17 protein-coding genes are annotated in these 17481 nt (G+C 67.7%); 7 read left to right on the top strand and 10 right to left on the bottom strand.

The window, feature by feature from the left end; translation table 11 throughout:
* Nucleotides 1–6: 6 nt before the first annotated feature.
* Nucleotides 7–1281: a DUF1501 domain-containing protein gene (locus tag ABT392_RS22055; protein ID WP_395384506.1), complete on the top strand. Its 1275-nt coding sequence runs from the start codon at nucleotides 7–9 to the stop codon at nucleotides 1279–1281.
* A 37-nt stretch (nucleotides 1282–1318) separates the two neighbouring features.
* Here ABT392_RS22055 and ABT392_RS22050 read toward each other — a convergent pair whose 3' ends face one another.
* A complete protein-coding gene (locus ABT392_RS22050; RefSeq protein ID WP_334277480.1) occupies nucleotides 1319–2308 on the bottom strand; it encodes a N(4)-(beta-N-acetylglucosaminyl)-L-asparaginase in 990 nt (329 codons plus the stop codon).
* A 148-nt stretch (nucleotides 2309–2456) separates the two neighbouring features.
* On the opposite strand from ABT392_RS22050, the gene ABT392_RS22045 reads away from it, so the two are divergent.
* Nucleotides 2457–3050, top strand: a complete 594-nt coding sequence (locus ABT392_RS22045) for a DUF4124 domain-containing protein (RefSeq protein WP_395384508.1) — start codon at nucleotides 2457–2459, stop codon at nucleotides 3048–3050.
* Nucleotides 3051–3071: 21 nt separating this feature from the next.
* On the opposite strand, the gene ABT392_RS22040 is transcribed toward ABT392_RS22045, so the two are convergent.
* Nucleotides 3072–3470: a methylglyoxal synthase gene (locus tag ABT392_RS22040; protein WP_334277482.1), complete on the bottom strand. Its 399-nt coding sequence runs from the start codon at nucleotides 3468–3470 to the stop codon at nucleotides 3072–3074.
* Between the two features lie 62 nt (nucleotides 3471–3532).
* On the opposite strand from ABT392_RS22040, the gene ABT392_RS22035 reads away from it, so the two are divergent.
* Genes ABT392_RS22035 through ABT392_RS22020 form a run of 4 tightly spaced genes read left to right on the top strand, consistent with a single transcriptional unit; the run spans nucleotide 3533 to nucleotide 5703 of the window.
* Nucleotides 3533–4675 (top strand): DSD1 family PLP-dependent enzyme, encoded by a 1143-nt coding sequence (locus tag ABT392_RS22035; protein WP_395384510.1) that lies wholly within the window; start codon nucleotides 3533–3535, stop codon nucleotides 4673–4675.
* A 40-nt stretch (nucleotides 4676–4715) separates the two neighbouring features.
* On the top strand, nucleotides 4716–4949 hold the full coding sequence (locus tag ABT392_RS22030) for a DUF2789 family protein (RefSeq protein WP_334277484.1): 234 nt from the start codon (nucleotides 4716–4718) through the stop codon (nucleotides 4947–4949).
* Nucleotides 4940–5443: a GNAT family N-acetyltransferase gene (locus ABT392_RS22025; protein ID WP_395384511.1), complete on the top strand. Its 504-nt coding sequence runs from the start codon at nucleotides 4940–4942 to the stop codon at nucleotides 5441–5443. The genes ABT392_RS22030 and ABT392_RS22025 overlap by 10 nt, the downstream gene beginning before the upstream one ends.
* Nucleotides 5443–5703, top strand: a complete 261-nt coding sequence (locus ABT392_RS22020) for a hypothetical protein (protein WP_334277486.1) — start codon at nucleotides 5443–5445, stop codon at nucleotides 5701–5703. Before ABT392_RS22025 ends, ABT392_RS22020 begins: the two co-directional genes overlap by 1 nt.
* A 14-nt stretch (nucleotides 5704–5717) precedes the next feature.
* On the opposite strand, the gene ABT392_RS22015 is transcribed toward ABT392_RS22020, so the two are convergent.
* From ABT392_RS22015 to ABT392_RS21995, 5 genes are read right to left on the bottom strand one after another with little or no spacing between them, the layout of a single operon-like run.
* Entirely contained in the window at nucleotides 5718–6494 is a 777-nt protein-coding gene (locus tag ABT392_RS22015) for an ABC transporter ATP-binding protein (RefSeq protein WP_395384512.1), read from the bottom strand.
* On the bottom strand, nucleotides 6491–7411 hold the full coding sequence (locus ABT392_RS22010; protein ID WP_464970866.1) for an ABC transporter ATP-binding protein: 921 nt from the start codon (nucleotides 7409–7411) through the stop codon (nucleotides 6491–6493). Before ABT392_RS22010 ends, ABT392_RS22015 begins: the two co-directional genes overlap by 4 nt.
* A complete protein-coding gene (locus tag ABT392_RS22005; RefSeq protein ID WP_334277489.1) occupies nucleotides 7408–8316 on the bottom strand; it encodes an ABC transporter permease in 909 nt (302 codons plus the stop codon). The genes ABT392_RS22010 and ABT392_RS22005 overlap by 4 nt, the downstream gene beginning before the upstream one ends.
* Complete coding sequence (locus ABT392_RS22000) at nucleotides 8313–9329, bottom strand: ABC transporter permease (protein ID WP_334277490.1); 1017 nt, start codon at nucleotides 9327–9329, stop codon at nucleotides 8313–8315. The genes ABT392_RS22005 and ABT392_RS22000 overlap by 4 nt, the downstream gene beginning before the upstream one ends.
* Nucleotides 9326–10921, bottom strand: coding sequence for an ABC transporter substrate-binding protein (locus ABT392_RS21995; protein ID WP_395384515.1), 1596 nt, complete (start codon nucleotides 10919–10921; stop codon nucleotides 9326–9328). Before ABT392_RS21995 ends, ABT392_RS22000 begins: the two co-directional genes overlap by 4 nt.
* A 106-nt stretch (nucleotides 10922–11027) precedes the next feature.
* Here ABT392_RS21995 and ABT392_RS21990 point away from each other — a divergent pair, with 106 nt between their 5' ends.
* Entirely contained in the window at nucleotides 11028–13166 is a 2139-nt protein-coding gene (locus ABT392_RS21990; protein ID WP_395384516.1) for a gluconolaconase, read from the top strand.
* 33 nt (nucleotides 13167–13199) lie between these two features.
* Here the strand turns inward: ABT392_RS21990 and ABT392_RS21985 are convergent, their stop codons facing one another.
* The 3 genes from ABT392_RS21985 to ABT392_RS21975 form a co-directional block, all read right to left on the bottom strand.
* On the bottom strand, nucleotides 13200–13625 hold the full coding sequence (locus ABT392_RS21985; RefSeq protein ID WP_334277493.1) for a type 2 periplasmic-binding domain-containing protein: 426 nt from the start codon (nucleotides 13623–13625) through the stop codon (nucleotides 13200–13202).
* A gap of 13 nt (nucleotides 13626–13638) precedes the next feature.
* Nucleotides 13639–14775 carry a porin gene (locus tag ABT392_RS21980; RefSeq protein WP_395384517.1) on the bottom strand — a complete coding sequence of 379 codons (1137 nt, stop codon included), beginning with the start codon at nucleotides 14773–14775 and terminating at the stop codon, nucleotides 13639–13641.
* A gap of 172 nt (nucleotides 14776–14947) precedes the next feature.
* Nucleotides 14948–17458 (bottom strand): putative bifunctional diguanylate cyclase/phosphodiesterase, encoded by a 2511-nt coding sequence (locus tag ABT392_RS21975; protein WP_395384518.1) that lies wholly within the window; start codon nucleotides 17456–17458, stop codon nucleotides 14948–14950.
* Nucleotides 17459–17481 lie beyond the last annotated feature (23 nt).

The raw sequence follows: 17481 nt of genomic DNA, 5'->3' as shown, positions 1-17481 counted from the left end.
CACATCATGCAACGCCGAAATTTCCTCCTGCAGACCGGCGCCCTCGCCGGCTGGACCCTCTGGTCACGCGCAGCCCGGGCCGCTGCCAGCACCGAACTCGCCAAGCGCAAGCTGGTCGTCGTGATGCTGCGCGGTGCGGTGGACGGCCTCTCGGTCGTCGTGCCCTACGGTGAAGCTGACTATGCCAAGTCGCGAACCAGCACCGCGCTCGCCGCACCAGGCGCCGAAGACGGCGTGCTGAAACTGGACAGCCGCTTCGGCCTGAATCCGGCGCTGGGGCGGCTCAAGCCCTTCTGGGACCAGGGCGCTTTAGGGTTTGTGCATGCCAGCGGCTCGCCCGATCCGACGCGTTCGCACTTCGACGCGCAGGACTACATGGAAAGCGGCACGCCCGGCCGCAAGAGCACGCCCGACGGCTGGATGAACCGCCTCGTGGCCCGCATGCCCGGCGAGGCCGCGCCGACCCGCGCCGTGAGCATGGGCGCCACGCCGCCGCGCATCTTTGCCGGCACCGCCAGCGTCGCTTCGCTGGGCGTGGGCCCGCGCGCGCTCGACCCCAAGGCCATCGACGACCCCAAGGTGCAGGCCGCGCTCGACAAGATGTACGGCCAGGACGCCACCATGGCCCGCACCTACAAGGACACCACCGAAGGCCGCGGCGAGATGAAGCGCAGCATGGAAGCGGGCCAAGCCCGCCGCGCCCAGGGTGGCGGCATGGCCGGCGGCCGCAGCATGGACCCCAGTGCCGACAACGGCGCGCCTTCGGCCCGCAGCTTTGCCGCCGATGCGCGGCGCCTGGGCCAGCTGATCCAGGCCGACGCCCACACGCAGCTCGCGTTCACCTCGGTGGGCGGCTGGGACACCCACGTCAACCAGGGCGGTGCCAAGGGGCAGTTGGCCAACAAGCTGGCGAGCCTCGGCGAAGGCCTGGAAGCCCTGGCCCAGGGCCTGGGCGACAGCCTCAAGGACACCGTCATCGTCGTGATGAGCGAGTTCGGCCGCACGGTGCGCCAGAACGGCACCGGCGGCACCGACCATGGCCGCGGCAATGTGATGTGGCTGCTCGGCGGCCCGGTGGCAGGCGGCCAGGTGCTGGGCGACTGGCCGGGCCTCGAGACCTCGGCGCTGGCCGACGGCCGCGACCTGGCGGTGACAACTGACTTCCGCTCGGTGCTGAGCCCGATCCTGCAACGTCACCTCGGCGTGAGTGATGCGGCGCTGGCTCAGGTCTTCCCGGGCTACAGTGGAGGGGCGCTTAAGGGTCAGGTCTTGCGGGCCTGAGGAACCCCTCATGGGCTGGCGCGGCGCCTGGCCGAGGTCAGGATTTCGGATAGACCGACGGTGCCTCCAGCAGGCGCCGGTCCTGGTCGTGATCGCACAGTGCATACGTGAAGCCGTGGTGCAGCGCGCAGGCCCCCACCTCGCCGTGCTTGTTCATGGCCAGCAGGCAGACCTGTAGCTGCTTGCTCGCGGCCTCACGCTTGTGCACGATGCGCTCCAGCGCCGCGACGCAGGCTTCCTGCGGCGACTTGCCCTGGCGCATCATCTCGACGACCAGGAAGCTCGCAGCATTGCGGATCATTTCCTCGCCCACGCCCGAGGCCGTGGCGGCACCGGCCTCGTTGTCCACATACAGGCCTGCGCCGATGATGGGGCTGTCACCGACGCGGCCGCGCAGCTTCCAGGCCATGCCACTCGTGGTGCAGGCGCCTGCCAGACGGCCCTGGCTGTCGATGGCCAGCAGGCCCAGCGTGTCGTGATTGGCGCTGTCGCCGGGACGTGAGGTCGAGAGACGCTCCACGTTCATCTTCGGCTGGTACCTGGACTCGAGCTTCCACTCGCGCCAGGCCTTGCGGGCAGCGTCGGTCAGCAAGGCCTCGCGGGCAAAGCCCTGCTCCAGCGCGAACTGCTGAGCCCCCGCGCCAACCAGCATCACATGGGGTGTCTTCTCCATCACCCGGCGAGCTACCGAAATCGGATGCCGGATGTCTTCCAGTGCTGCCACGGAGCCGCAGCGGCCATCACCATCCATGATGCTGGCGTCGAGTGTCAGGTAGCCCTCTCGATCCGGATAGCCACAGCGGCCCACCGTGGCATTGCACAACTCACCCTCGGCCCAGCGTGCGCCTTGTTCCACCGCATCCAGCGCTGCGCCCCGGCTGCCCAGCACTTTCCAGGCGGCCTGGTTGGCACCCACGCCGAAGTCCCATGTCGAAACGACGCGCGCGGCGCCGCGCTGCTGGGCCAGGGCCCAGACCGGTGCGGCCAGGGCCGCAGCGCCGATCAGTGTCTTGCGACGAGTCAGCATCGCCTCACTCCCATGTTCGATGGCTGGTCAGTATGACATCGCGTTGCAGGGACGCCGCGCCTGCAGGTGCCAGGTCGTGCCACAAGGCGGGGCCGGAAAAGCGCCAAGCGGTCAACTCGCTGCGCCGAGCCGGCGTTAGGCTGCGACCATGCATGCACCCTCCCTGCCCCTCTTGATCCTCCTGCTGCTTGCCAGCGTGTCGCTGCCGGCCGCCGCCCAGTACCGCTGCCGTGCGCCCGACGGCTCCCTCAGCTTCCAGCAGAACCCCTGCCCCGATGGCCATGGCCAGCAGAAGCTGGACATGCGCGTGGACCAGCCCGCTGCTGCGGCGGCGTCTGCGGACTACAGCCGCCAGTTGAGCGAGCTGGAACGCCAGCGCAAGGTCCGCGAGGCCATCATGGCGGGCCGGCCCATGGTCTCCATGACCCGCGCCGAGCTCGACTCGGCCATGGGCTCGCCGCTGCGCAGCAGCAGCGGCCAGGTCGGGCCCGACTCGACCGATCAGCTCTACTACCAGCGCGGCGGCCGCGGCTTCTACGTCTCGCTGCGCAATGGCGTGGTCGTGGCCTTCGACGATGTCGACCCGCCGCCTGCGCGCGCAGCCCAGGCCGGCAAGCCCTGCCCTTCGGCGCGCGAGATCCGCGACATCGAGATCGACATCAGCAAGCTGGCCAATCGCGACAACAAGCCGCTGCAACTGGAGCTGAACAAGCGCCTGCTCGACGCCCGGGCCTGCCGCTGAAGGCGCGCCTCGCTGCGGTGCTCACACCTGCGTCGGCAGGGCAACCAAGGCCCGCAAGAGCAGGCGTGCTCCGGAAAGATTGGTGGCGCAAGGCACGTCATGAACATCGCAGGCACGCACCAGGGCATTGATGTCGGGCTCGTGCGGCTGCGGCGTCATCGGATCTCGCAGGAAGACCACCGCGTCCACCTCACCCACGGCCAGGCGCGCACCGATCTGCAGGTCGCCACCCAGGGGGCCGCTGAGCATGCATTCGACCTCCAGCCCCAATTCATTGCGCAGCCGCCGCCCGGTCGTGCCGGTGGCCATCAGGCGGCAGGCCTGCAGCAGCGGCAGGAACTCGGAGGCCAGCGCCAGCATGCTGTCCTTCTTGTGGTCATGGGCGATCAGGGCCAGGCGCGGAGCGGAGGGCTTGTTCATGGCACCATGCTAGCCCGCCGCCGGTTACGGCGTTGCATCAATCTGCTCAGCCTTGTGATCGCATGACATCTCCTCTGCAACTGCCGCCTGCCGCGCGCCCTGGCGATGCGCTCTCAAGCATCGACACCCCCGCCCTGCTGCTGGAACTCGATGCCTTCGAGCGCAACCTGGACCGCATGCAGGCCGCAGCAACAGCCGCCGGCGTGGCCTTGCGCCCGCATGCCAAGGCACACAAATGCCCGGCCATCTCGCTGGCGCAGATCCAGCGCGGCGCGGTAGGCATCTGCTGCCAGAAGGTCAGCGAGGCCTTTCCCTTCGCCAATGCCGGCGTGCAGGACATCCTGATCAGCAACGAAACCGTGGGCCCGGCCAAGGCCGCGCTGGCGGCCGAGCTGGCAAGGCATTGCCAGCTGACCGTGTGCGTCGACCATGAAAGCCAGATTGCCGACCTCGCCGCTGCCAGCCAGGCGGTCGGCAGCCAGATGGCCGTCCTCGTCGAAATCAATATCGGCCAGAACCGCTGCGGCGTGGCCGACGCGCCCGCCGTGCTGGCCTTGATCGAGCAGATCCAGCGCCATCCGCAACTGCGCTTCAAGGGTTTGCAGGCCTATCTGGGCAGCATCCAGCATGTGCGCGGCCATGAAGAGCGGCGCGCCGCCGCAGCAGGTGCTGCCGAGCGCACGGCGGCCGTGGTGGCTGCGCTGAGGCAGGCCGGCCATGCCTGCGAGGTGATCACGGGCGGCGGCAGCGGCACGGTCGAGTTCGACCTGGCCAGCGGCGTCTACACCGAGGTGCAGCCGGGCTCCTACATCGGCATGGACGCCGACTACGGTCGCAATGATTTCACCGGCACGCTGCACTTCGAGCATGCGCTGTTCCTGGCCAGCAGCGTGATGAGCGTGGGCAATGGCGAGCGCACGGTGGTGGACGCCGGCCTCAAGTCATTGACCCTGGACTCGGGCCTGCCGCTGGTGTGGGGCCATGGCCAGGTCAGCCAGCAGCTCAGCTACAGCGCCGCCAGCGACGAGCACGGCATCGTCCAGCTGCTCAGTCCCGAGGCGGAACGCCCGGCCCTGGGGACGCAGCTCTGGCTGGTGCCCGGCCATTGCGACCCGACCTTCAACCTGCACGACGAAGTGATCGCCGTGCGCGCCGGCCGGGTCGAGGCGGTCTGGCCAATTGCCGCGCGCGGCTTGAGCCGTTGAAAGTAGTCGCTAGACTGAATCAAAGCTCCGGGAGTTGAAGATGGAATCACCGTTCCACAGCCTTGTCGATCTATTCAAGCAACTGGGCCTGCCGCATGAGCCGGCGCAGATCCGCGTCTTCATCGAAAGCAACCGCCAGCAATGCCTGGGTTGCGCGGTGCAGGACGCACCAGTCTGGTCGGCCAGCCAGGCCGCCTTCCTGAGCGAAGCGATTGCGGAAGATGCCGACTGGGCCATCGCCGCCGAATCGCTGGCCGACCTGCTGTGCCGCTGATACGCGCCTTCGAGGCGAGTGACTGGCCGCAGCTGCGGCCCTTGCTGCAAGAGGTCTTCGCCACCGGCGATACCTATGCCTATGCGCCGCAAAGCTCCGACGCCGAACTCCACAAGACCTGGATCGAGGGCCCCGAGGCCACGTTCGTGACCTGTGGTGAAGACGGAGAGCTGCTGGGCAGCTATGCGCTTCGACCCAATCAGCCGGGCCAGGGCAGCCATGTGGCCAACTGCGGCTATCTGGTGGCACCTGCCGCACGCGGCCAGGGCCTCGCCACCCTGATGTGCGAGCACTCGCAGGCCGAAGCCCTGCGCCGCGGCTACCGGGCCATGCAGTTCAACCTGGTGGTCTCGACCAATACCGGCGCGGTGCGCCTGTGGCAGCAACTCGGCTTCGAGATCGTGGGCACCCTGCCCGGCGCCTTCAAGCACCAGTGCCTGGGCTATGTCGATGCCCATGTGATGTTCAAGACCCTGAGCCCGAAGGATTCCTGATGAGCAAATCCCTGATCTCCCTGCTGGTGCTGGCCGCCCTCGTGGTTGCCGGCTTTGCCACCAACCCCTCGGCCGACCAGCACCGCGACAAGATCAAGAAGGCCGTGGCAGAGCGCAGCCAGCTGGAAGGCGCCCTGGGCGTCGGCCAGATCACTGCCTTCGCTTCCAAGTACCACTCGCTGGGCCTGGCCTCCTACACCACGGTGAACGACAAGCTCCGCACGGTGGGCGTGCTGGGCATGGTCTTTGTCAGCGACTAAAAGACGCATCGGTCTCAGGCCGCGCGCCTGACAAAGCCCTGGGCCGCCACCATGAGCTCCCGCGTGTAGTCCTGGCTCACACGGCCTTGCGCCAGCGCCGCAGCCTCCAGCGTCTCGACCTCGCGCCCCCGCTGCATCAACATCACGCGCTCGCACAAGTGCGTCACCACGCCCAGGTCGTGGCTGACCATCAGGAAGCTCAGGCCGCGCTCGCGGCGCAGCGCTTCCAGCAGATTCAGCACCTCGGCCTGCACCGAGGCATCGAGTGCCGAGGTCGGCTCATCGAGCAGCAGCAATTGCGGCTCGAGAATCAAGGCTCGCGCAATGGCGACACGCTGGCGCTGACCGCCCGACAACTGATGCGCGTAACGGAAACGATAGCCCTTACCCAGACCCACCGCCTCCAGCGCCGCTTCGATGCGCGACTCCGCATCACCGATGCCATGGATGGCCAAGGGCTCGGCCAGCATGCGGTCCACGGTCTGGCGCGGATGCAGGGAACCGTAGGGGTCCTGGAACACCATCTGCACCCGACGGCGAAATTCCTTGCTGCCGGGCTTGGGCAGCTCGCACTCACCCAGCAACTGCACCTCGCCCGCGCTGCGCTGAACCAGGCCGCAGATGGCACGCAGGACCGTGGACTTGCCCGAACCGGATTCGCCGACCAGGCCCAGGCTTTCGCCCGGCGCGACCGTGAAGCTCATGTCGTGCAGGGCCGTGAACTCGCCGAAGCGCACTTGCAGATGCTTGACCTCGAGGCCGAGAGCCCGATTTACCTGATTCGCCGTCATGACTTCCACGCCTCCTCGCGCTGCAAGGTCGGCAAGGGATGACGCGGCGCATCAAGCCGAGGCAGGCAATCGAGCAGGCCGCGGGTGTAGGCATGCTTCGCCTCGTGCAGCCGCGTGGCCTCAATCTCTTCAACCACCCGGCCGGCGTACATCACCAGCACGCGGTCACAGAAGCTTGCAACCAGGCGCAGGTCGTGGGAGATGAAGACCAGGCCCATGGAGGAAGCGCCGGGCCGCCCCAAGCTCTCTCCACTCCCTCGGGGGGCGGGCACCGCATCGCGGTGCCCTGGGGGCACAGGGTTGCGCTCGCGCACCAGGCGATCCAGGACCGCCAGCACCTGCAGCTGCACGCTGACGTCGAGCGCCGATGTGGGTTCATCCGCGATCAGCACTTCGGGCTCGGCGATGGTCATCATCGCGATCATCACGCGCTGGCCCATGCCGCCCGACACCTCGTGCGGATAGAGGCCGGCCACGCGCTCGGGCGCTTCGATGCCGACTTCGCTCAAGGCCTTCAACATGCGCTCGCGCGCATCGCCGCTGCCCAGCTTGCGATGCGCCCGCAAGGCCTCGACGATCTGCGCGCCGATCTTCATGACCGGGTTCAGTGAGTACTTCGGGTCCTGCATCACCAGGGCCATGCGCTGGCCGCGCAGCGCGCGCCGCTCGGCTGCAGAACTGCTGAGCAGGTCGATGCCATCAAAGCGCAAGGCCTTGGCCTCGACACGCGCGCCCGGTGCCGACAGGCCGAGGATGGCCCGGCCGGTCTGCGACTTGCCCGAGCCCGATTCGCCGACGATACCCAGGCGCTCGCGGCCGAGCGTGAAAGACACGCCACGCACCGCCTCGATACGGCCGCCATCGCGGGCCGGATAGCTGACGCGCAGGTCTTCGACTTCAAGAAGAGGCTTTGTCACTCGGCCTCCTTTGGGTCGAGCGCATCCCGCAGCCCGTCCCCCAGCAGATTGAAAGCCAGGCTGACGATGAAGATGGCGATCCCCGGCCCGGCGGCCACCCACCACTGGTCCAGCACGAAGGCGCGGCCGCCGGCAATCATGGCGCCCCATTCCGGGCTGGGCGGCTGCGCGCCGAGGCCGAGGAAGCCCAGGCCGGCAGCGGTCAGGATGATGCCGGCCATGTCCAGCGTCACCCGCACGATCAGCGATGGCAGGCACAGCGGCATGATGTGGCGCAGGACGATGCGCCAGCGTGAGGCGCCCTGCAATTGCACGGCGGCAATGAAGTCGGCGCCGCGCAGGCTCAGGGTCTCGGCGCGGGCAATGCGTGCATAGGCCGGCCAGGCCGTGATCGCGATTGCCAGCACCGCGTTCTCGATGCCGGGGCCCAACGCGGCCACAAAGGCCAGCGCGAGGATCAGCTTGGGAAAGGCCAGGAAGATGTCGGTGATGCGCATCAGCACCGCATCGACCCAGCCACCGAAATAGCCCGCCAGCGTGCCGACCAGCAGGCCGATGGGCGCGGCCAGGATGGCCACGACGGTGACGACAAAGAGCGTGATGCGCGAGCCCCAGACGATGCGCGAGAAGATGTCGCGGCCCTGCTCGTCCGTGCCCATCCAGTGCGCGCCGGAGGGCGGCAGAAGGCGGCTGTTCATCAGGTCGCCCACATCCGGCGCCGCGGGCGCGATCCAGGGCGCCAGTGCGGCCATCCCCATCAGCCCGAGCACGAGGATCAGTCCGAGAAGTGCCAGGCGGTTGCGCGCAAAGCTGCGCCAGCCTGAATAGAGCCGCCCGAGCGCGGCCTGGCGGCGAGACTCTGGCCGCTCGCTCGTCAGCCATTGGTGAAGTGACGATGCAGTCATCGAGTACGCGGATCCAGCAATCGGTAAAGCAGATCGGACACGAGGTTCAAGGCGATGAAGATCGTGCCCACCACCAGCGTGCCGCCGAGCACCGCGTTCATGTCGGCGTTCTGCAGGGAGTTGGTGATGTACTGGCCCAGGCCCGGCCAGGCAAACACGGTCTCGGTCAGCACCGAGCCTTCGAGCAGGCCGGCAAAGCTCAGCGCAATCACGGTGAGCAAAGGAACGGCGGCATTGCGCAAGGCATGGCGCCAGATGATGCGCATCTCGGAGAGCCCCTTGGCCCGCGCCGCCACCACGTATTCCTGGCCCAGCTCCTTGAGCATGAAGCTGCGCGTCATGCGGCTGATGTAGGCCAGCGAGTAGTAGCCCAGCAAGGCGCCTGGCAAGGCCAGGTGCGAGAGCGCACTGCGAAAGGCCTCCCATTCGCCGGCCATGGCGGCATCGACAAGAATCAGGCCCGTCACGACAGGCACGTTGTATTCAAACGCGATGTCGATGCGCCCTGGCCCGCTGACCCAGCCAAGCTTGGCGTAGAACAGCAGCAGGCCCATCAGGCCCAGCCAGAAGATCGGCATCGAGTAGCCGAACAGCCCGATCAGCCGCAGCAGTTGATCGGCCATGCGCCCACGCTTCACCGCCGCCCACACGCCCAGCGGCACACCGAAGAGCACGCCGATGGTGATGCCCACCGTGGCCAGCTCCAGCGTGGCCGGGAAGACGCGGGCGATGTCCTCGGCCACCGGGTTGTTGCTCAGGATGGATTGGCCCAGGTCGCCCTGCGCCACCTTTTTCAGGTAGAGGCCGAACTGCTCCAGGAGCGGACGGTCCAGGCCCAGCTCGACGCGCACTCTTTGCAGCTGCTCCTCACTTGCCCGGTCGCCCGCGATGGCCAGCGCCGGGTCCACCGGCACGACGCGGCCGATGAAGAAGGTGACGGCCAGCAAGCCCAGATAGGTCAGCGCCAGCGTCGACAAGAGGCCCGCCGCGGCGCGCAGGAACTTCGTCTTCAAGGCTTCTTGCTCACCGTGAAGAGGTAGGTCGTGTCCGACGTGGGGCCGAGGCGGAAGCCCTCGACGCCCTTGCGCACCGCTGCCACCTGCGTCTGCTGGAAGAGCATGACGAAGGGGCTGTGCTTGCGGAAGTCGGCCTGGATCTCCTGGTACATCTTTGCGCGCTTGGCCGGGTCACGCTCCAGCAGCGCGGCATCGGTCTTCTTCGTCAGCTCGGGCGAGATCCAGGCATTGCGCCAGGTCAGCGGCTTCAGCTTGGCCTCATCGCTGTTGTCGACGTTGCGGGTAAAGGCATCGGCATTGCTGTGCGGGTCCCAGTAGTCGGAACCCCATTCGCCGATATAGATGTCGTGCTTGCGGGCGCGGTACTTGGTCAGCGTCTGCTTGCCGTCGCCGGGAATGATCTCGATCTGCACGCCGCCGCGCTTGGCCGAGGCCTGCACCGCTTCGGCAATGCCTTGCACCGGCTGCACCGTGCGCGTGTCCATCGTCACCTTGAAGCCTTGCGGCAGCCCGGCCTTGGCCAGCAGGGCCTGCGCCTTTGCCGGGTCGTACTTGTAGGGCTTGTCGCTGCTCGCGCCGAACATGCCGGAAGGCAGAAGATTCTGGTGCGGGACGCCGATGTTCTTGATCAGGGTGGCGCCGAGGGCGTCGTAGTCCACCAGCCACTTCAAGGCTTCGCGCACCTCGGGCTTGGCCAGATTCGGGTTCTTCTGGTTCAGGCTCAGGTAATAGACCGTGCCCTTGGTCGTGGAGGTGAGCTGCACATCGGGCCGGCCCTTCATCGCGTCGATGTCCTGCGGCGCGAGGTTGCGGGCAATGTCGATATCGCCCTTCTCCAGCAGCAGGCGCTGAGTGGCGGCTTCCTTCACATGGCGATAGATCGCGCGTTGCAGCGGCGGCTTCTTGCCGTGGAACTGATCGTTGCGCTCCAGCACCACCAGCTCGTTGGCCCGCCACTCGCGCAGCTTGTAGGGGCCGGAGCCGGCATGGTTGAGCTTCAGCCAGGCACTGCCCAAGTCCGTGCCTTGCGCCTTGGCGAGCAGCAGCTTCTTGTCCAGCACCGAGGCCACATTGGCCGTCAGGCAGTTCAGCACAAAGCTGGGCGCATAGGACTTGTCGGTCTCGATGGTCAAGGTCAGCGGGCCGGTCTGGCGCACCTTCTCGGCCACATTGGTTTTCGACAGGCCCAGCTGCGTGAGGATGAAGGCCGGCGTCTTGTCCAGCAGCACCGCGCGCTGCAGAGACCAGACCACCTCTTCAGCCGTCAGGGCATTGCCGGAGGAGAAGCGCAGGCCCGGCAAGAGCTCGAAAGTGAAGGTCTTGCCGTCGGCCGAGACGGTCCAGCCCTTGGCCAGCTCGCCACTGAGCTTCGTGGGGTCAGCCACATCGAACTCGACCAGGCGTTCGTAGGTGTTGCCGATGATCTCGCCGGCGGCAATCTCGAAGGCCTCGGCCGGGTCCATCGAGATGATGTCGTCGAAGGCCATCGCCAGGATCAGGGAATCCTTGGGCGTGGCGGCCTGCAGCGGCGCCAGCGCAGCGGCCAGCAGCAAGGGGATGAGCAGAAGGCGGGACTTGAGAGCTGGCAAGGTCGGTTCCTCCGTTGGGCCCCCGGATTGTTGCCCAAGCGACGGCTGCTCTGTGCGAGGGGCGCGGTTACGATGCCCGACCCATGACGCAAGCTCCCCTGACCCCATGCGCCGCCAGCTGGCTCTCCTGAGCCTGGTGGCTGGCGCGGGCGGCCTGGCCTGGCTGCTGGTGCCACCCGACCATCCTTCAGCGCCAACGCCCGCGGCCTCAATTGCGGCCAGCGCGGCCGCCCCGGCGCCAGCCACGCCGGCCCCGCCCGCACCCACCCTGATCGGCGGCCCGGCGCACATCGCGGTACTCGCGGGAGACGGCGTGGCGGGCTCGCAGGAAGGCCCGACCGCGCAGGCGCGCTTCTCCGACCCCTACGGCCTGGTGGCTGCGCCCGACGGCCGCCTCTTCATCGCCGATGGTGGTGACAACAACCGCATCCGCGTGCTGGAGCGCAACGGCCAGCTGCGCACGCTCGCCGGCGGCGTGGAAGGCTTTACTGACGAAACGGGCGCGCAAGCCCGCTTCAACACGCCCTCGGGCCTGGCGCTCGATGCGACAGGCAATCTCTATGTGGCCGACACGGGCAATCACGCCATCCGCAAGGTCAGTCCGCAAGGCCAGGTGACGACACTGGCCGGCGACGGCACGCCGGGCTGGCGCGATGGCGCCGGTGCGCAGGCGCGCTTCAATGCGCCGCTGGCCGTGGCGGTGGACGGCCAGGGCCGGGTCTTTGTCGCCGACACGCACAACGACCGCATCCGCATGATCTCGCCCGATGGCATGGTGACGACGCTGGCCGGCGGCAGCCGGCCCGGCGACGCCGATGGCCCGGGCGACAAGGCCTTGTTCGACACGCCCTCGGCCCTCGCGCTCGATGCGCAGGGTCGGCTCTGGGTGGCCGACACCCGCAACGATGCGATTCGCAGCGTCGACCCCCGGACCGGCGAAGTGCAGACCTGGCTGCACAGCCGTGAGGACGATGAGGAAGCACTTCTGCGCAGGCCGCTGAGCCTGGCCTTCTCGCATGACGGCGTGATGCTGGTGGGCCTGCTGAGCAAGGGGCAGCTCCTGCAGATCACGGCGAGCAAGCAGGTCCATGCATTGACCGGTGGCGCGCTGCGCTTCGCACGAGCCAGCGGCATTGCCGTGGACGCACGCGGCCGCGTGCTGGTGGCCGATGCACCGGCCTTTCGCATCCACGAGGTGCTGGCGGGTGAAGGCACCTCCGGTGCCTTGGGCCCCGCGCTCGAACAGCCGCCGCTCGCCAGTGAGGGTCGCTGGCCCTTGCGTCCGCAGAACAGCTGGCATGAGGTGGTGGGCATGCTCGGCGAGGTGCGCGGCGGCCGCGACAAGCAGGGCAAGCTCGACAGCCGCCATCACATGCATGCGGGCCTCGACATCCGCGGCGACGTGGGTGAAGCCGTGGTGACGATTGCCGACGGCAAGGTTCTGAGCCCGGCAGCCGCCTACGGCTTTGGGCGGCTGGGTGAAGGCCTGGCCATCGGGCCCCTGATGTACATCCACGTGAAGATCGGCCGCGACAAGGCCGGCAAGCCGGTGGACCCGCGGCGCATGCAGATGCTGCGCAATGCGGCCGGCAAGGTCGAGCGGGTGCGCGTGGCGCGTGGCACCCGCTACAACGCCGGCGAGGTGATCGGCTCGATCAATCCCATGGCCCATGTGCACCTGGCCCTGGGTGCACCGGGTTTCCTGCGCGACCCGCTGGCCCTGGGCTTCAAGGGCTTTGTCGACGAGGTGCAGCCGCGCATCGATTCCATCGAGCTGTTCGATGCCGCCGGCAAGCGCCTGGCCAGGCGCGACAGGGCGGGCGTTCTGGTCGTGCCAAGGGCGCCCCTGCAGATCGTGGTCGATGCCTGGGACCAGGTGAACGACAACCTGGAGCGCCGCCGCCTGGGCGTGCGCACGCTCGCCTGGCAGCTCCTGAAGGACGACGGCAGCCCGGCGACAGGCTTCGAGAACGGCTGGCGCGAAACGCTCAACTTCGAGGTCCTGCCGGTAGACGACGAGCTGGGCGTGAAGCTGGCGTATGCGCCCAGCAGCGGCATCACGGTGCATGGCGCCCGGGCCACGCAGTTCCGCTACCAGCTGGCGAATGAACTGCGCAGCGGCCGCGCCACGCCGGGCCACTGGGACCCCGGCTCGCTGCCTGCGGGCAAGTACCTTTTGCAGGTGCGGGTGCAGGACGCCAGCGGCAATGCCGCGCTGCGCGAGCTGCAGCTCCTGCTGCCGTAGCGGCCGTTCAGCGCCTGGGGCTGAACGCCCTCGTCAGTCCAGCACCAGCACCACCTTGACCGTGGCGTCGACGGCGGATTTCTCGATGTAGCCAATCGCATCAGGATTGGCGGCCACATGCTTCTTGACATCGGCGGCGCTGGTCAGCTCCTTGGGTGGCGTGGCCTTGCCAGAGAAGGTCAGGCGCGACCAGGCCGCCTTGACCTGGGCCGAGCTCTTGCCGGCGGCCTTGCTGTAGAACTGCTCGCGGCTGGTGCTGGCCTCCGGCAGGTCTGCAGCCTGGGCTGCGGCACCACTGGGCAGCACATTGGTGCGCCCCATGAAGATGGCGGCGGCCTGGTCAGCCGTCAACGAAGTCAGGGCACTTTTCGGGTTGACGATCACCGCTACCTGCGCAGCGGCAAGCAGGGGCAGCATCAGCAGCAGGGTCAGGCTGGCGGCACGGATTGGCGTGGTCATGATGGGCTCCGGTTCAGAAGACAAAGTCATAGCTGGCGCTCAGCAGCCGTGCGCTGCCGGCAAACGGGCTGCTGCCGCGATCACTGATGCGGTCGTATTGCAGCTTGAGTGCCCCGCCCTTGTGCAGCTCATAGCGCAATGCCAGCAGGCTGCCGCGGTCAACGACGGGCACGTAGTCGGCCGGGTAAGGGGTGGTCTCGCGGTACTGGCTGGTGCCTGCGGTCAGCGTGTACGCGCCGATCCGGTAGCCCGCCGTCAGAAGGTAGAAGCTCGCCTTGTAGCCGAGCTCGGCACGGTCGCTGCGGCCGACTTCGCTGCGCAGCGTCCAGGCGCCGATATCGGCGTTGAAAGCCGCACCCAGGAAGCTCTGGTTCACGCGCGTCTTGCCTGACAGCGTGGCCAGCACGACGCCGGTGTTGTGGTCGGTCTGCTGAAACTGCGAGCGGGTGTAGCTCAGGCGGCCACTGAACCAGTCGCGGCTGAACTCCAGCACCAGGCCGGCGATGCCGCTCCATTTGACGTCCATGGGGTCGTCGACAACCAGGCGCGAATAGGGGTTCTTCTTGCTGTTCTCGCTGCCCGCCAAGGCCTCGGCCCGCAGCGTCCACTCGCCGACGTCACGGCTCCAGGCGAGGCTGGCGCCGTTGTAGTTCACCACGTCCCAGCCGTAGACATCGGGGCTCGGGCGCACCGTGTTGTAGGCAAAGCCGATGTCCTGGAAATCGGAGTAGTAGTACAGCGGCAAGCGCTTGCGGCCCAGTTGAAGCGTCCAGTCGGGGCTGAGGCGCGCCGTGAGATAGGCCCATTCGAGGTTCAGGTGCTGCTCGTCCAGCGACCTGGCCGTCAGCTGCACCGTGGCGGAGAAGTTGGCATCGAATTTGGCCTGACCCTGCAGGCCCAGCCGGCTTTCCGGCTTCGCACTGGTCGAAGGGGTGTACACGCCGCCATGCCCCCAGTCGGCGATGGCTCGCGTGCAGTAGCCCGTATAGGCGCTGGCCATGGCCGCGTTGCTCTCGCAACTGCCGGAACTGCGCCCGAGCGCCAGCGTGCCGAAGCCGCTGAGGCTGAGATCCTGGGCGCAAGCGGCCGGCGCCGCCAGCGCGCCAAGCGCCAGGGCCAACACGGCCGAAGAAGATCTGAAAGCTCGCATCCGAAACTCCTGGTGGAAGCACTCCAATTCCCCGGCAGGCTTCTGTCGGGCCATGAGGCTTTATAGGCCGTCGAAGCCGCAGCAAGGCTTGATTTCGCGCAAATCACGCCACCCCGGCACCCTCAGCCTGCTGGTGGTTGGTTGAATGCAACGCCAGCACCAGATGCCGGGCTCAGGCCGCCGCCGACTGCTTGGGCCGCGCCGCGGCCTCCAGCCAGGCCGTCGCGTTCGCAGCATTCATCGGCCGCGAGAACATATAGCCCTGGCCGTAGCCACAGTGCAGCTTGTGCAGTGCCTCGCACTGCGCCGGCTCTTCAACACCCTCGGCCACGACGATCATGCCCATGCTGTCAGCGAGCGAAATCACCGTGTTGACCAGCGCGCCGAGCTCCTGGCGCCGGCACAGGTCGGTGATGAAGGAACGGTCGATCTTCAAGACGTCAAACGGCAGCTCGCTCAGATAGCTGAGCGACGAATAGCCGGTGCCGAAGTCGTCCATGCAAAGCAGGAAGCCCTGCTCCTTGAGCCGCGGCAGCAGGCCGAAGGCCACGTCCTGGTTGGCGATCACCGAGCTCTCGGTCACTTCGATACGGATGTCGCCAACCAGCAACCCCAGCTGCGAGCGCAGGTCGGTGAAGCGCTCGACCAGGCCGGCATCGCGCAATTGCACGCCCGAGACATTGACGCTGACATACCAGCCCTCCTGCCACTGGCCGGCGCGGCGCCAGGCCGCGACCTGGCGCATGGTGCCCTCCATGACCTGCAGGCCGATCTCGTTGATCAGGCCGTTCTCCTCGGCCACCGGGATGAACTCGCCGGGGCCGATGAAGCCCCGTTGCGCATGCTCCCAGCGCACCAGTGCCTCGAAGCCGGCATGAGTCTGGCCGTCCAGCCGCACGATGGGCTGGAAGAAGGGCTTGAACTCGCCGCGCTCGATGGCCTGGCGCATGTCCGACTCGATGCGGAAACGGTTTTCGGCCGCCTGACGCATGGGCGGCTCGAAGATCTCGAAGCGCGCGCGGCCGCGCGTCTTGGCCAGGTGCAGGGCCAGATCGGCGTCCTTGATCACCTCCTCGGCGCTGTTGTACTGCTCGCCGATCACGACCATGCCGATGCTGGCCGAGACCCGCAGCGTGCGGCCGTCCAGCTGGATCGGCTCCTGCAGGCGGCGCAAGACATCGCTTCCCAGCAGCGCCAGCTCGATCTCACCGCAGGGCTGGTGCACGACGACAAAATACTCGTCGCCGCCAAAGCGGGTGATCGAGCCATGCTCGCCAAAGAGATCGGCCAGGCGCTTGGACAGCAGGCACAGGAGCTCGTCGCCCTTGGAGTGGCCCAGGGTGTCGTTGAGGATCTTGAAACGGTCCAGATCGACGAAGAGGCCGCCGTGGCTCAATGCCGGCATGCTGCGGATCTGTTCGATGCTGCGCGTCAGGCAGGCGTCCAGCCACTTGCGGTTGGGCAGGCCGGTGACCGTGTCGTGATTGGCGTCGTATTCAAGCTGAACCCGCTGCGCTTCGCGGTCTCGCACATGGCGGCGCTGCACGGCCGTGACCCAGGCCAGTGCATGCACCAGGTTGCCGATGGCGAAGGCATGGCCGCCGAAGCCGCGCAAGGCGGTGTCGGGCAGCACGATGGTCAGCGACTGGATGGCACCGCCCAGCATGTTGGCGCCCAGGCCCGCAAGGAACCAGGGGTCCACAAGCTGACGCGCCCGCAGCCGGCGCACGAGCAGCGCGATCACCACGCCGGCCAGCAGCACCAGGGCCATGGCCGCGCTGCGGTACAGGCCTTCGAACTTGTACGCCACGCCAAACATCAAGGCCACCACGGCCACCGGCGCGGCCAGCGCGAGGCGCTCGCGCCCGCGCAATTGCAGGGACTCCAGCGTGGCCAGGCCGATGCCCAGCGTGAGCAGGCTGACCGACAGGCCATGCAGCTCGGGAAACCATCGCGGTGCCGGCCAGAAGGCCCACCACTGCTGCGCCAGGCCGAAGTTCTGAACCGACCAGAACACGAGCGTCGCCACATAGAACGCATAGGCGAGCGACAGCCTCGCCTCGCCGAGCACGCCCAGCTGCAGGCTCAGGAACGGGATCAAGAGCAGCATGCCCATGAAGCAGGCCAGCACCATCCAGTGCTGGCCGGTCTTGCGCTGCAGCTCCTCGCGCGGCACCAGCTCGATCCAGGAGCGCACTGCCTTGGCATCCTGGATGATCAGGAGCATGGGCGAATCGGCCGCGCGGGCGTCCAGACCGTGATGGGGCCAGGGGCTCAGGAGGCTGCCGGCCGGGTTGGCCTGCGTGCGCCCGCCCATGCGCAAGCGGGCACAGCCACTGGACTCGCGATAGGCCAGGCCGAACAGCTCGACGATGGGGTCTTCGTCGACCACCAGGGTGTCGGCGGCCACCGGACCTTCGAGCCGGAAGAGCTGCGCCGTGCGGCCGGACAGCAGCTGTGCAGGGGCCGATCCTGGGCACCAGGCCGCGGCCGATAGCGACTGCAAGAGCGCCTCGTTCAGCCGTTGCTCACGCCCCGCTTCATCCGGCCAGGACGAAAGCTTTTTCAACTCGGCAGCCGCCGAGCCACCGCACAGCAGGCAGCCCAGGAGCATGAGCAGCCACAGCCAGGCCGGCCCGGTCCGGGAGGAAAGGTCGATTCGATGCCGGGTACTGCTGGTCATCGCGATCCTGTTGGCTGTGCTGG

Source organism: Paucibacter sp. JuS9, from assembly GCF_044043925.2.
GTDB lineage: Bacteria > Pseudomonadota > Gammaproteobacteria > Burkholderiales > Burkholderiaceae_C > JAUASW01.
This window is presented reverse-complemented; position numbering and strand designations above follow the sequence as displayed.